The organism is Fictibacillus sp. b24, from assembly GCF_030348825.1.
Taxonomy (GTDB): domain Bacteria; phylum Bacillota; class Bacilli; order Bacillales; family Fictibacillaceae; genus Fictibacillus.
This window is the reverse complement of the sequence record NZ_JAUCES010000005.1, coordinates 949885-961858: the sequence shown is the minus strand read 5'-3', so window position 1 is coordinate 961858 and position 11974 is coordinate 949885. Positions and strand designations below refer to the sequence as shown.

Here is an 11974-nt window from a genome sequence, read left to right as displayed (position 1 = left end):
ACCAACTATTCAAAGAAGAAAATAAAAAAAATTAAACAAGTAACAATCCTTTAGAAAACAGCTTTTTTATAAAGATAAAGACGACATAACAGCTAAATAAATCGCACTCGCGGCTAGAATTGAAGCTGTAACAACTAGCGCAATGCTTCTGTTTCTTTTAATGCTGATAAAAATAGCCGAAATAAGCAAAGCGGCAAATGCCAGCCAAACGATGCTTATCATAGAGAAATCGAATGTGAGTGCTGGGTTCTCACCAGGATTTAATCCTGTGATAAAAGTAAATAACTTAGACGGTGCCTGCATTTGCAGCGTTTCTGCTACATCATGAGGAGGTGTCTGCTGACTCATAACAGCAGTAGTCACAAACGCCAAAAACAATACAATACCTTCAGCTTTTATCCACTTTAATAATGAAGCAGCACTTGTACCTGTTTTTATTTTTTTCTTTAACCAGACACCATTGATCAAGCTATAAAGCACGATAATAAACAAGAGAATATGCTTGATCAATAACGCTTGACCATAGTCCAGCAAATATCCGTTCACATATTCAGGCACGATATAAGACATTAACCAAAGTCCTGCACCAATAACTGTGAACAAACAGAAAAGTGCCATTGGTGTAAACCATTTGTAAAATGACAAACCAGGACCTTCGCCTCTACTGAAGAAACCGGTCACCAGCAATACACCAGTCCATGTAATCACAGCCAGAAAATGAAGTGTATGGGCTAAAAATCCTAAAGACTCTAAGCTTGCAGCATGACTCGAATAACCCACTGAAATACCCATTCCTGCTAGTAAAAACAAAGCAAGTCCTGAAAAGAACCTGTCTTCTTGTATATCATTAAATGAAACCATAAAAAATAATAACACCGATATTCCCGTTAAAAACAGCCATCCCTTTCCTACTTCAAAACTAAAAACAATGTTTTGGAAAGTAACCCAATACCCTAAATCTTCTCCTAAATACATAGTGAGCCTTACAAGTTCACCCATTCCGAAGAGTGGTATTAAAGCGATCAGAAATATAATCACCTTTTTTGAAAGGTGAATCTCTGGACGCTTTGTATGTGGAACAGCATATAAAATGAATGCTCCCATTAGAATAGCAAAACATAAATATAGCATCGCCTTAGCAACAATAAACATGTAACAAACTCCTTCACAACAATCTATGTCTATTGTAGCAGGGAAAAGCGAATGTCGTAAAAATTAAGATTGACAATATGAAGAATTCCCCTCAAAAAAAGAAAAAGCTAAATCCTGTGACGTTCTTTGTAACGACACGGAATTAGCTTATAAACATCTTTTAAAAAGTTTTTACCAATAGATTGTTGCTTTTGGATCGGTTTGTTATAAAACTTCAATGCCTAGTTGATTGAAGTGGAAGATGCGAGACTCCTGCGGGACAGGTAGGCAGGTGAGACACTTAAAAGTGAAACGTACGAATGTGGCTCACCGCCTGCCCCGCGGAAAGCGAGCATCTGTAACGGAAATCAACTACTTCCAAAGCAGCGTTGTTAAACTATCGATTTCCTCTTTGAACAACTTTGGATAAGAATTTTACTCCGTCACCGTAGCTGAATTTTCTTGCTGCACGTCTAAATTCCTTTAATCCTTTACGCGTAACGTTAAAATAAGGGTCAATAAGTCCCTCTTCTTTTAGTTGATTTGCTGTTTCAATCGTGATCGAATGTTGAATTTCTCTCATTTTATGATTGAATTGCTCCAGGCTGGCATTTAAGACAAACTCTTTTCCTAATAGTTGTACGATGTCTTTTGCATTTGACGTGTGAGCAGTGTCTTCTTCTATGTATTCATCTGTTATGCTTTCTTGCTCGAACTCTCCTTCATCTTCCTGATCTGCTTCAGGTTCTAATAATGAAGTGATGCGTACAATTTCTTGCTTAGCTAACATGATTTCTTTTTCTTTTTGTAGTAGATAGTCGATGTAATCTTTTTTGTCCTCTTCATGTAGATCTTCTGTTACTAAGCGATTGGTGATTTCTTTTTGTACTTGTTTCATTCTTTTTACTTGATCTTCATGTGAAAGTAATAGGCGTTCAAGCTCTTCTGCTTCTTTATCTGTTATTGGAGCTTCTTCTTGAACTGCAGCTTCAAACTCTTCTTGTTCTGCAGTAACTTGCTTATTTTCATTGTGTAGCGGCAGTACAGATTTCCCTGCTGCTCCGAATGCTTGCAGCGCCTCATTTACTTTTACATAAAACAAGCTGCAAATACCGATTGCAAAAATGGCTAAGAAGAATGCCAGCATATCGGAAAAATCAAACGTAAATTTGGTTACAACAATTTTAAACATGAATACTAGTGAAAATAGACTGATTAAAATGATTTTGAACCAATGATTGCGTAGTTTAATTTTCTCATCTGTTGTTCTCAAATCAATTGCCCCCTTTAAACTCGCTATCCAATAAAGGAATAACCATATATCTATTCGCTAAAAATTTGTTTTTTTGACCGCGTAATACCAACAAAAAATAAACAGCTTTCCTTTACAAGGACAGCTGTTCATCAACGTTATTCTATGACACCCGATTCGACAACCTCAACTTCTGTTGTGACATTAATCTTTATATCAGGATATTGTTTTTGGAATTCTTTATAATCCCATCCTTTTTCACGTCTTCTTACTTGATCTCCAAACCCAAGAGGATCGACTTTTAAGCGTTGGAACTTTTTAATGATCGTCTTTGCTTCACCTTGTAATTGTTTTTTTAATGTTTTCTCGATTAAAGCTATATTAGAGGCTTCCTCTAGATTCAACCAGTGTGGGTACTCATGTAATTCTCCAAGAATCTTCATCTTAACGTCAAATTGAGGCACACCATTTATTTTTTTTACTTTGTAGGTTGTTGTTCCTTTAATGTTGCGAACAACGGCATGGCCTTTTCTTTTCCCCTGTTTGACCTCCACCTCATAGTGTCCCGTTTTGGACCCCTCTAAAAGTACTTTAAACGCAAATGACTCCCTATGATCTAGTTTTCCTACATAATTATCTCCTCTAAAGAGAGCTACGCCTTCTAATTCAATCGCTTTATTTCGTGATTTGATGATGGGCAAAAAAGGGTCAATTCCTTCACCATAATAGCTATAGAGGAACACATGCAGGTTAGTTCTTGGTAAATTCTCAGTACTAATATTTTGTTCAAGCATATCTGTAATGTACATGGACGGCAAAGGTGCTGCCGTGTAGTTTGAGGTCAACAGTTTGTGCGTACTTCCATTTACAACTGCTAGGTATAATCGGTTTCCTACGTTCGGATCTCGATAAAGAGAATTAACAATTTCCAAGACGCCATTCTCTGCAAATCTGTCATTAAAAAGTACGACACGCAGCTGGCCAGTAGTTAGTGTCTTAGGTGATTGAGTATTCAGTTTTGAACGAATAAACCGGCTTGTATGAGAAACGGCAGTTAGAGTTTCAACGCGGACATTGCCATCTGGATTAAAGATTGGATACGTTATGGTTCCTTTAATATTTTCATCCGGCAGCTCATCAAAGCCGATCGAATGTATCAGCTGCACCTCGTCAATGATCTGTTTAGGTACGCAGCCAGCCAATAGCAGCAATAGTGAGAGTAAAAAAAGAATTCTGCCACTTTTGATCATTCGTCTATGTCCTTCTTCTTTCTCATTTCTTTTACTTTATCTTTCGATGGAAGCTGCGTTCCTAATGAGATAGGGCGTTTTAATAATCGATTGTAAGGAAGCCTGAAAACAGTATCCGTCATATCAAGCAGCCTCGGTGGATAGATTGGCTGCATATAAGGTCTTCCAAATGACTCTAAACGTAATAGATGGACTAAGATAAAAGACATAGCCAGTACGATACCCACCCCGCCCCATAATGCAGCAAAAAAGATGAAAGGGAAACGCAGAATCCGGATTGTATTAGCCATTTTATATATAGGTGTCGTAAACGAAGCAAGGGCTGATAACGAAACGATGATTAACAAAATGTTACTTGTTAATCCTGCTTCAACAGATGCCTGTCCAATAACAATTCCGCCTACAATTCCAAGTGTTTGACCAACTTTTGTCGGAAGCCTTGCGCCAGCTTCTCGCAGAAGTTCTATCGTTAATTCTAAAAATAAAACTTCTAATATGGGAGGAAACGGAATATTTACACGGGATGAAATTAGTGGAGCCAGCAAATCTTTTGGAATCATCTGATAGTGAAACGTTAGAACAGCTACATAAAGAGGCGTAGCAAACGTTGAGAAAATTACAGATATAAAGCGAATGAATCTGAAGAGTGAGCCTAGTATCCAAGATAAATAATAGTCTTCTGGTGAAGCAAAATATTCAGAAATACCTGTTGGTCCTAAAAGAGCTTGTGGAGAACCTTCAGAAAGAATAGCGATCTGTCCATAGTTCAACATGGCTACCACCCGGTCTGGCCGTTCTGTTGTGATCAACTGGGGAAATACAGACTTGGTGTTATCAGATATGATCTGTTCCAAATAGGAACTGTCTGGAATGATCTCTAGTTCAATATCTTTAATCCTCTGCATGACCGTGTTGAGATTCTCTTGTTCTGCTACACCTTCTAGGTAAGCGATAATAACACGCGTTTTTGAAAATTTCCCGATCACGATCTCTTTAAAACGCAGCTCTGGAACGGGCAGTCTTCTTCTGATTAAATACAAGTTGCTGTCCAAGTTCTCGATAAATGCTTCTTTCGGTCCGATAACGGAGAACTCAATTTCGGAAACAGATACAGGACGGTTTGTTGAAAAGTTCTCAGCACGAATAACCGCACATTCTTCGTCATATTCACCTAATTGAACCACAATAAAACCGCGCAGCAGTTTGTTTTGAATCTCTTTAATATCATTTGTGATCGTAACACTTTCAATCGGCAAAATATCTTTTAAGTCTTTTATCGATTTAAAATCCTTATTGTGAATCAAGTAAGGCAATACATCACGATGAAGAAGTTCTCCATCGATCATCGCTTTGTAATAAGAGATGAAAATATTGTGATGGACAGTCTTTTGGGGATAATGGATAAAGTCAGCCGATTCCATAGAGTTATCAATTAATTCTCTAATATTACCGTATGTATTGTTGGATAAATCTATAGTATGTGATTGTTCTTTTGGTTTCTTTTTTAACCATTTCATCATGATGTCCATCACCTCTTTTCACCTCTTAATATGAGAAAAGAATCCATGAAATATACAAAAAAGCATTCCGTTTGTAAGCAGGAATGCTTTAATATACAAGTCTGTTAAGCACCGAGGGAGCCATTTTTAAACAAGGGCAGTTTCAATATTATGACTGATAAATGTACCAACATCCTCACCTGTACAAATCTTGAGGAAAGAGCCTTCTTGGTTAAAATCAAAAAGGTGAATCGGCAATCCATGATCACGTGCCAAAATGAGAGCAGATTGATCCATCACTTTTAAGTTATTGCGAATGGCTTCGTCATAATGTAATGTTGCGTACTTCCTCGCCTGCTTGAATCGATTAGGATCACTGTCATACACCCCATCAACTCCTTGCTTAGCACAAAGGATTGCATCACAATTCATTTCAAGTGCTCGTTGGACCGCAGGATAGTCGGTCGTTACGTAAGGCTGGCCATTACCGCCAGCGAAAATGACCACATACCCTTTGTTTAAATGGTGAACTGCTCTTAATCGAATATACGGCTCTGCTACTGCACTGATCGGAACTGAACTCAAAACTCTCACTTCTTGATTCATTTTACTTTTTAAGACGCCTCTAAGCATTAAGCTGTTGATTATGGTTCCTAACGTTCCAATCTGGTCAGCTTCTACCCTTTCAATTCCCCAATACTCTGCTAGATTGCCTCTGAAAATATTACCTCCGCCCACCACGATAGCCACTTCAATACCTTTTTCAATTACGGACAAAACTTCTTTTGCGATGTGATTTAGAGAAAGATGATCAAACCCTGTTCCTTGCTGACCCGCCAGAGCTCCGCCACTTAGTTTAATAAGTACTCGTTTATAACGCATCTGCTTTCCCTCCATTTCTTCATGCACAAAAAAAGAACAAATGACAATCAATACGTCATCTGTTCTTATATTTAAACGGCGGATATGTGAAATTAAGTGTGTATTTCTTTTTTTGTAAGAATCCCATCACAATCCGCCTCCTTTTTCTTCCAACATTATATACACACCAGCTTGGGTAAGTGAAGCAAAAGATATTTTGTTTAAGAAAAATGAGTCAGGACCAATGATGATAACAGACCTAGCGATGTAATAAATCCAACAGCTACACCAGCATCCTCATGTGCTTCCGGAAGCATCGTAGAAGATACCATTGCCATTATGGCTCCACCCGCAAAGGCACCGATCAATGATAATGTAGCAACAGATGCCTGTTCTAAAAAAACAAAGCCCAAAAAAGCAGCGAAGGATGATATTAAAAAAACAGAAATCCACATACCGATAATTTTGCGTTTCGAAAAACCTTCTTTTAATAATCCGATTGAGCTGGATAACCCTTCAGGAAAGTTGCTTAAGAAGATGGCAACAACAAGCAGCCAGCTTACTTTACTATGATCGATCAAGCTTGCTCCTATCAGAACGGATTCAGGAATGGCATCAAGCAGTGTACCAAAAAAGATGGTCATGCCTACACCTTTTGTTTTCTTATCTCCTGATTTTTTCCTTTCGTGTCCACCTTTTTTTGCAAGAATACTATTAATCACTGTAAAGATGGTTGAACCTAGAATAAACCCAATAGCTGCAACCATTAAATTGCTTTGTTCAACTGCTTCTATTAACAGTTCGAAGGAAACAGCTCCTATTAAAATGCCTGTACCAAAAGCCATGACCCATGCTGTCCATTTTTTTGGAATATGAAAAGCGAGTGCTGCAAAACATCCTAAAAGGACAGCAGAACCTGCTATTCCTCCCCAAAAAGCGGCCTGTAGCATTCTTTTCAGACTCCTCTCGTTTTTTATCAACTTGTCCGTAATCTTATTCATCTATTCACTTCAAACGTCCCAAAAATGAATACACCCGGCACTAAATACCAGGTTGAACGATAATTATATGGCTGGATTAGACAGTTGTGAAACAATGTTCTTTCAATAAAACAAACGAAATTATTTTTACGTTAATTGACACTCACGGTTGATGCAGTGTATGAAACGATGAAAAATGACTCACAAAGGTTAAGGTTCACCTTTATGAGTCATTTCCATTCTCCTATTTATTATGGATTAAAAATCATTTCTTTTTGGATCATTCTTGTTTATGCCAAATTCATCGCTTGGTGTGTTCAAGTGATTAAATTGTCTGTCTTTTGCGATAGTATGAGGCTTATCAAGGTTTGTAGTTGTTGTTGACACATCTTGTTGTTTTGAAGAATCTGTACGGAAATCTTTTAAAGATGTCTTATCTTTCCACTCTGCAGGGTCAGGACTTCCGATCGTTGTATGTTCCATTCGTCTTCCCCATTTATTAAGCGTACGACCAGCTGCATCTCGTCCACCTAGTCCAAAAGCAAGACCAAAAGCAAGTGTGAATCCACCTAGGATTAAAATGAACGCAGCATTTACGATTGTTTTTGCTACTCCAAGCTGATCCAGAGCCATGAAGAACGCAAGCGTAATAATCGTATACTTTGCAATATTGCCAAGCAGCTTGCCTTCCGCCTGTTGTTTTACCATGCTTTGAACGACACGTTTTACAAGGTCTCCTGCATAGAATCCGATTCCTAGTACCAACACTGCCGTTAACACCATCGGGATATAGGCTAGTACAACCGATAGAATACTAACTAAACTTTCAAGATTAACCAGTTGAAGTGCTTCAATTGTAAAGAGCAATACGACAACAACCTGAGCGGCATACCCAATGATTTGTGAGATGGTAAATGTACGATCTGTCTTATGAAGAGATCCTAGACCCATCTTGTGAAAAATACCATTGAATCCAACTCGTTCTAATAATGAAGTAACTGCTTTTTTCACCCATTTGCCTAGCCATAAACCTACAGCTACTAGGATGATGGCTACGATAATATTCGGAATCATGTCCATGATTTGACCTAACATTCCGATTGCAGGTCCAGAAATTCCGTTGATGTCCAATGTTTCGAGTGCAGAAATAACAACAGGAATTAAGATAAATACGTATACGATTGTTCCAATTAGCTGAGAAAGAGATGTTTTCTCTAAAGCGCGCTCAGCACCCATTTTGTCTGCTAAACGGTCTGTACCGATGCTTTGAAGGAAGTTTACCAAAATCTCCTTAACGATCTTAGCTACTAGCCATCCAACAAAAAGAATGATGGCTGCTCCAAGAAGTTTTGGCAAGAAAGCGAAGAATCCTGTCAGCATGCCTTCTAATGGCTCAGAAATTGCATCAATTCCTAAAGCGGATAATACAGCAGGCAGGAATAATAGTAAGGTAAGGTAAAATACTGCTTTTGAAGCTGAGATAACAGCTTTGTCAGATTGACTTGGATCTCGAGTAAGCTTCCAGCGGTGCAATAATCTTTCAAAACCAGTGTTTTGCCCTAATTTTTTCACGAGTATGGATAAACCTGATGCGATCAGCCAAGCAACAGCTGCGATTAGTGCTGCTTTTAATAGGTTAGGAATCGCTGCTGCAATCACACCTAAAGCGTTTGAGATCGGCTGAGCTACATACGGAAGGCTAAGCATGTTTAAGAACATAACAATCGCCACAGCCATAAGAATCCAAAATACAACTTTACTTATAACTTCTTCAGAAGAATACTTACTGGATCTCGTTTGTTCAACGTGTTCCCCATCTGAATCAGGTCTCATCCACCTTGCGACTTTATTGTCAAAGTCAGTTTTGTGAAGAGCTTTTTTGACTGCTTTGGCTACTAAAGAAGCGATAAGCCAGCCAATTAATAAAACTAAAATAGCTAGAAGCAAATCTGGCAATCTTCCTAAGTAAGCCATCCACGAATCCGTTACTCCATTGTAATCGTACATATTCTTCCTCCTTTTTTTAGGTACATTTATTGACCTCTACATAAGCTCTACTTTCCCAAACACTTAATCAACTAAACTATTCCTTTTAAATTAAAAACAAGGATATATTTTACAAATCGAAAAACTTTAGATATAATGCGTGTACTGCATACATTTGCAAACGTTTTCAAAAGGAGAGGGATAACATGTGGATTTTTATCATACAATCAAACTAATTTCATATCCCTTTAAAACCTGACGCGTCAGATCGTGAGCTAAAAAATTTATATATGCACACATACCCGCAGGAGCTTGTCTGTGGTTTTTTTGTGTTCATTTTTAAGGAGATTTCACATGATCGTTGTAAAAAAACTCGAAAAGCATTATAAAATAGCAAAACGGGATCCTGGTTTAAGAGGAGCCGTAAAATCATTGTTTCATAGAAAATATGAAACGAAAAAAGCGGTTAAAGGAATCAGCATGAACATTGAATCAGGCGAAATGGTTGGATACATCGGAGCGAATGGTGCAGGCAAGTCCACAACGATAAAGATGCTAACCGGAATTTTAACGCCTACCTCCGGCGAAGTGAAAGTGAACGGAATCATTCCCTATGAAAATAGGAAACAAAACGCCAGCCATATTGGTGCCGTTTTCGGTCAGCGGACACAATTATTCTGGGATATCCCTGTTCGAGAAAGCTACGAACTGCTTAAACACATCTATGAGATTCCTCAAAAGCAATATGAAGAAACGTTAGCGGAATTCGTTGATGTCCTTCATTTAGAGCCATTGTTAGGCATCCCAGTAAGGCAGCTATCGTTAGGACAGAAAATGCGCTGTGAACTCGCCGCTGCTTTTTTACATCGTCCAAAAGTCGTGTACTTGGATGAACCTACAATCGGATTAGACGTTGCGGTTAAGGTTCGAATCCGCAACTTCATCAAACAGATGAACACTAGGTACGGCACAACCGTGCTATTAACCACACATGATATGCAAGACATCGAGGAGATCTGTCAGCGCATTATCATTATTGACGATGGCAGTGTAATATACGATGGATCCATTCAGGACATTAAATCACAATTTGGTGATAAGCGTGTAATTCAGTTTGAGTTAGAGCATTCAATCGATGATTTTGTGCTGCCTGAAGAAATCAATTCTGTGACTGAGATCATTCCAAGAACAGATGAAGATCACCATCTTGTATCCATCTCGTTCAGCAACAAAGATATTTCAGGAGCGGAAGTCATCAGCTGTATGATGAAGCATTATCCCGTCGCAGACTTAACGATTACCGACGCAAAGATCGAAACAATCGTAGAAGAGATTTACGGAAAAGGGATGAAAGGTAAGGTGCAGCATGAGGAAATACATTGAGTTTGCCCGTGTTCAGATGCAAGTTCATGCTGCATATTCAGCATGGTTTTGGGCAAATACCTTCTCCGTTCTTTTAAGAATGCTTGTAATCTATTTCTTTTGGAAAGCCGTTTATAGCAGCCGAACGGAAATAGAAGGTATGCCATTTGATAGCATGATTACGTATATCATTATCGCTATGTTTTTACAGATGTTCGTTTCAGGTGTGGGCCAAGAACTCGCCCATACTATAAAAGACGGTAATGTAGCAATCGAACTCATGCGTCCTTATCACCTTATCACTCGGTTGATCGCGATGGATATGGGGGATAAAATTATCCACTTTATACGCGGAGCACTGCCTCTTGGCATACTTGCGTTTGTTTTTATGGATATAGCACTCCCGACTACGTGGCAAGGCGGCTTATTATTTTTGCTTAGCGCACTAATGGGAATCTGGATCGGAACATTTTTTGACCTGCTGATCGCAATTCTTGCATTTTGGACGATTAACCTTTGGGGGCTTGAAGTGATGAAAGAAGCGGTAATCTCGTTTTTTTCCGGGGCACTCGTTCCGCTTATTTTATTTCCTGAATGGTTTCAAACGGTAAGTCTATTCCTTCCGTTCCAAGCAATGGTCTATGTTCCGGTAGCGATTTATACTGGCATCTTAACAGGAACTGAAGCATGGCTTGCGCTAGGATCACAAATCTTTTGGGCTGTCTTACTCTTTGTTTTGTTAAGGATTCTATGGTCGATTGCGATTAAAAAGGTAACGATTTTTGGAGGATAGGAGGTGACGTGCATGTTGACACGGTACATGAAATTATATTATTTGTTCTGCAAACAAAATTTAAAAGTAATGATGGAATATAGGATGGATTTTCTGCTTGGTGTCTTGTCAGTTATGCTTCAGCAGTTTGCAGGAATCTTCTTTGTTAAAATTGTGTTCGATCATATTCATCAGTTGAACGGCTGGACGTTTTACGAGATTCTATTCATATACGGAATTGCCGCTACTGGCAGGTCCATCCACCATATATTCTTTGATAATTTGTGGACGCTTGGCTGGCAGTACATAAGACCGGGAAAGTTTGATCGTCTCCTCATCCGTCCGATCAATCCGTTGTTCCACTTTATTGCAGATCGGCTTCAGCAGGACGGATTTGGACAGCTGTTTATCGGCATCATCGTAATCAGTACGGCCATGCCGCATCTAGATGTTTCGTGGGGAGTATTGGAGTTCTTTATTCTTGTTATCATGATTATTGCATCTGGTTTTATTTTTGTAGCGATTAATCTATTCTTTGCAACATTATCCTTTTGGATGGTTGATAGCCTGCCGATCGTGTGGACGATCTTTAACTTGAGTGATTTTGCCCGCTATCCTTTAACGATCTACCATAAAGGCATTCGACACTTACTTACATGGATCATTCCATACGGCTTTACCGCATTTTATCCTGCAGCTTATTTTATTGAAGGCTCAGGATTCGAAAAGCTTGCATTGTTAACGCCTATTGTTGCGATTGTCACATGCGTGGTCGCCTACTGGTTTTGGAATAGAGGGTTAAGGGCCTTTACGAGTACGGGGAGTTAAAATTATGCCATTAGCAGGCGTGCACCCCAGTTGGCTGCAAAATCCTTTTGAAA

11 protein-coding genes are annotated in these 11974 nt (G+C 38.9%); 4 read left to right on the top strand and 7 right to left on the bottom strand.

Annotation, left to right across the window (positions count from 1 at the left end; all coding sequences use genetic code 11):
* Positions 1-66: 66 nt before the first annotated feature.
* Positions 67-1152 carry a copper resistance D family protein gene (locus QUF49_RS04760; RefSeq protein ID WP_289494593.1) on the bottom strand — a complete coding sequence of 362 codons (1086 nt, stop codon included), beginning with the start codon at positions 1150-1152 and terminating at the stop codon, positions 67-69.
* Positions 1153-1393: 241 nt separating this feature from the next.
* Here QUF49_RS04760 and QUF49_RS04755 point away from each other — a divergent pair, with 241 nt between their 5' ends.
* Positions 1394-1561: a hypothetical protein gene (locus tag QUF49_RS04755; protein ID WP_289494592.1), complete on the top strand. Its 168-nt coding sequence runs from the start codon at positions 1394-1396 to the stop codon at positions 1559-1561.
* On the opposite strand, the gene QUF49_RS04750 is transcribed toward QUF49_RS04755, so the two are convergent.
* The 6 genes from QUF49_RS04750 to QUF49_RS04725 all read right to left on the bottom strand — a co-directional run bounded on the left by QUF49_RS04750 (position 1529) and on the right by QUF49_RS04725 (position 8980).
* Positions 1529-2404 (bottom strand): hypothetical protein, encoded by an 876-nt coding sequence (locus tag QUF49_RS04750; protein ID WP_289494591.1) that lies wholly within the window; start codon positions 2402-2404, stop codon positions 1529-1531. The two genes, QUF49_RS04755 and QUF49_RS04750, sit on opposite strands and share 33 nt — an antisense overlap.
* A gap of 137 nt (positions 2405-2541) precedes the next feature.
* The gene (locus QUF49_RS04745) at positions 2542-3633 is read right to left on the bottom strand and encodes a Ger(x)C family spore germination protein (RefSeq protein ID WP_289494590.1); all 1092 of its coding nucleotides are present in this window, start codon (positions 3631-3633) and stop codon (positions 2542-2544) included.
* The gene (locus QUF49_RS04740) at positions 3630-5153 is read right to left on the bottom strand and encodes a spore germination protein (protein WP_289494589.1); all 1524 of its coding nucleotides are present in this window, start codon (positions 5151-5153) and stop codon (positions 3630-3632) included. The genes QUF49_RS04745 and QUF49_RS04740 overlap by 4 nt, the downstream gene beginning before the upstream one ends.
* Positions 5154-5279: 126 nt before the next feature.
* Positions 5280-6014, bottom strand: coding sequence for a UMP kinase (gene pyrH / locus QUF49_RS04735; RefSeq protein ID WP_289494588.1), 735 nt, complete (start codon positions 6012-6014; stop codon positions 5280-5282).
* Between the two features lie 200 nt (positions 6015-6214).
* Entirely contained in the window at positions 6215-6943 is a 729-nt protein-coding gene (locus QUF49_RS04730) for a ZIP family metal transporter (protein WP_289494587.1), read from the bottom strand.
* A 288-nt stretch (positions 6944-7231) separates the two neighbouring features.
* The gene (locus QUF49_RS04725) at positions 7232-8980 is read right to left on the bottom strand and encodes a mechanosensitive ion channel (RefSeq protein WP_289494586.1); all 1749 of its coding nucleotides are present in this window, start codon (positions 8978-8980) and stop codon (positions 7232-7234) included.
* A gap of 333 nt (positions 8981-9313) precedes the next feature.
* Between QUF49_RS04725 and QUF49_RS04720 the strand changes: the two genes are divergently transcribed.
* From QUF49_RS04720 to QUF49_RS04710, 3 genes are read left to right on the top strand one after another with little or no spacing between them, the layout of a single operon-like run.
* Entirely contained in the window at positions 9314-10342 is a 1029-nt protein-coding gene (locus tag QUF49_RS04720; RefSeq protein WP_289494585.1) for an ABC transporter ATP-binding protein, read from the top strand.
* On the top strand, positions 10326-11114 hold the full coding sequence (locus QUF49_RS04715; protein ID WP_289494584.1) for an ABC transporter permease: 789 nt from the start codon (positions 10326-10328) through the stop codon (positions 11112-11114). Before QUF49_RS04720 ends, QUF49_RS04715 begins: the two co-directional genes overlap by 17 nt.
* A 12-nt stretch (positions 11115-11126) precedes the next feature.
* The gene (locus QUF49_RS04710) at positions 11127-11921 is read left to right on the top strand and encodes an ABC transporter permease (protein WP_289494583.1); all 795 of its coding nucleotides are present in this window, start codon (positions 11127-11129) and stop codon (positions 11919-11921) included.
* Positions 11922-11974 lie beyond the last annotated feature (53 nt).

Excerpts from the sequence above, each read along its gene's own strand:
- QUF49_RS04760 (WP_289494593.1), bottom strand. The coding sequence starts at position 1,152 with ATGTTTATTGTTGCTAAGGCGATGCTATATTTATGTTTTGCTATTCTA.
- QUF49_RS04755 (WP_289494592.1), top strand. The coding sequence starts at position 1,394 with ATGCGAGACTCCTGCGGGACAGGTAGGCAGGTGAGACACTTAAAAGTG.
- QUF49_RS04745 (WP_289494590.1), bottom strand. The coding sequence starts at position 3,633 with ATGATCAAAAGTGGCAGAATTCTTTTTTTACTCTCACTATTGCTGCTA.
- QUF49_RS04740 (WP_289494589.1), bottom strand. The coding sequence starts at position 5,153 with ATGATGAAATGGTTAAAAAAGAAACCAAAAGAACAATCACATACTATA.
- pyrH (WP_289494588.1), bottom strand. The coding sequence starts at position 6,014 with ATGCGTTATAAACGAGTACTTATTAAACTAAGTGGCGGAGCTCTGGCG.
- QUF49_RS04730 (WP_289494587.1), bottom strand. The coding sequence starts at position 6,943 with ATGCTACAGGCCGCTTTTTGGGGAGGAATAGCAGGTTCTGCTGTCCTT.
- QUF49_RS04725 (WP_289494586.1), bottom strand. The coding sequence starts at position 8,980 with ATGTACGATTACAATGGAGTAACGGATTCGTGGATGGCTTACTTAGGA.
- QUF49_RS04720 (WP_289494585.1), top strand. The coding sequence starts at position 9,314 with ATGATCGTTGTAAAAAAACTCGAAAAGCATTATAAAATAGCAAAACGG.
- QUF49_RS04715 (WP_289494584.1), top strand. The coding sequence starts at position 10,326 with ATGAGGAAATACATTGAGTTTGCCCGTGTTCAGATGCAAGTTCATGCT.
- QUF49_RS04710 (WP_289494583.1), top strand. The coding sequence starts at position 11,127 with ATGTTGACACGGTACATGAAATTATATTATTTGTTCTGCAAACAAAAT.